Genomic DNA, 1,898 nt, shown 5'->3' with positions numbered 1-1,898 from the left:
GGGAACACCGTTGTGGCCGTCCAGGCCGCCGCCTCTGCCTCCTCCTGGGCCTTGGTGTGGATTTCGTCATAGCTTCGCACCAAGTTCTCTTCCTCCAACTTGTAGTGGATGTCAAACAAGTCGTAGAACTGCGCCTCTGTCACCGGCTGCACCGTCTTGGCCGCGTAGGCGTAGTGGAACACTGGGCGCCCCGCCACCGCCTCGTCAGGGACCACCAGGATATACCGCTGTCCGTTGCCGCTGTCGTAGTTTTGCAACAGATGTTCCGTATGGACCCCACCAGGGGACAAGGTGGTATTCCCCAGGGTAATGGATTGGGTGTAGCGGCTTAAGTGTTCCTCCAAGTAGGCCCGGCCGTGGATGAGATACTCCCCCGGTTTCAGCTCCACCGGCGGGTAGCCCGCAAGGGAGCGCAGGGTGGCGTAGTCGCTAAAGCGCAGCACAGGGTCCCGGTCAAAGTAGCGGTAGTAATCTCCGCCGGCTTCCACATACTTCATGAGCTGGTCGTCCTCCCCCTGGTAGATGCTGTAGTACAACGCCTGCTCCACAGGGATATTCGCCTGGATATAGTCCAGATAGTCCTGGCTGAGGGGCTGATCATCCGCGGTGCCGATATACAGGTCAAAGCAGGCATTTTCCGCCGCCCGACCCAAAAAAAGCCCACGAAATACCATCCCAGCCCCCTCGGAAATCAGGGTGGCAGTGAAAATCAGGGAGAGGATGGCCATCACCACCCCCATGGTGGCCAGCTTGGCGGTGAGGGTCCGGAAAATCAAAAGATTCTGTCCCCGATACTTCCGCTCTGGCCGTTTGTCAAAAAAGGCTGGAACCCCAGAGGCAAAGCTGAGGAAAAAGCAAAAGAGGAATACGATGATGCACCCTGCCCCCAAAATTCCACAGGGCAGGCTTCCCACCATAATCAAACAGGTTCCCACAACGCCAAGCACCAGGGAAAGGCCAAAGAGGCCCCGGCGCTTCCCTCTGCTCTGAACCACCACACCCTCATTTTGCCGGTCGAAATAAATGAGGTCGTGTATCTTTAGCTTGCGGATCCGCCGCCGGCTTCTGCCCAGGGCGTAGAAATAGATGAGGGCGAAGTACAACACCGTCAACCCCAGGGCCTTCGGCGCCAGGGACAGGGAGAGCTGGTAGGGCAAGCCGAACAAGGCCAGTGCGATGGCCCGCAGGGCCTGGTAGAGCAGGCTCCCCAGGAGGATACCCAGCACCAGGGCACAGCCCCCCACAGCCAGGTTTTCCAAAAAGAACAACCGGGCCACTTGTTTGTGTTCCAGGCCGATGAGGAGATAGGTGCCCAGCTCCCGGCTGCGGCGGGTGAGCATAAAGCGGGTGGCATAGGTCACCAGCCAGCCGAAAATACACACCACCACTAGGCTGGACAGGGCAATGACCGTCGGCAACTGGGACATGGCCCGGGACAAGGTCTTGAGCTCTTGGGACACCGCCAGGCCGTTGAAGGCGTAGAGCAGGGCGGCGGCCAGGACGATGGTGACGAAGTAAACCAAATAGTCCTTGGCCTGGCGCTGGGCGTTGCGCAGGGACAGCTTAGATAACGTCACTGACGTCACCCCCCAGCAGCGCCAACACGTCCAAAATCTCATGGTAGAACACCGGGCGTCCCCGCTCCCCCCGGAGCAGCTCATTGAACAGTCGTCCGTCCTTGAGGAACAGCACCCGCTTGGCATAGCTGGCGCTGTAGGCGTCATGGGTCACCATGAGGATGGTAGCCCCCAGGTCCTGGTTCAGCCGGGTCATGATCTCCAAAAGGTTCTTGGATGCCTTGGAATCCAGGGCCCCGGTGGGTTCGTCGGCCAGCAGCAAGGACTGTCCCGCCACCATAGCCCGGGCGCAAGCCGCCCGCTGCTTCTGGCCCCCAGAGA

The 1,898-nt window shown here is 59.9% G+C and carries 2 protein-coding genes; both read right to left on the bottom strand.

The features are described 5' to 3' along the window. The coding region (locus tag ACTOZL_RS10205; RefSeq protein WP_482478292.1) for an FtsX-like permease family protein at window positions 1-1,619 on the bottom strand (1,619 nt) is incomplete at its 3' end. Next, the coding region (locus ACTOZL_RS10200) for an ATP-binding cassette domain-containing protein (RefSeq protein WP_482478290.1) at window positions 1,564-1,898 on the bottom strand (335 nt) is incomplete at its 5' end. The genes ACTOZL_RS10200 and ACTOZL_RS10205, both read right to left, overlap by 56 nt.

Source organism: Evtepia sp. (genome assembly GCF_056797215.1).
The sequence above is the reverse complement of the archived record's forward strand: the minus strand, read 5'-3'. Positions and strand labels throughout refer to the sequence as shown.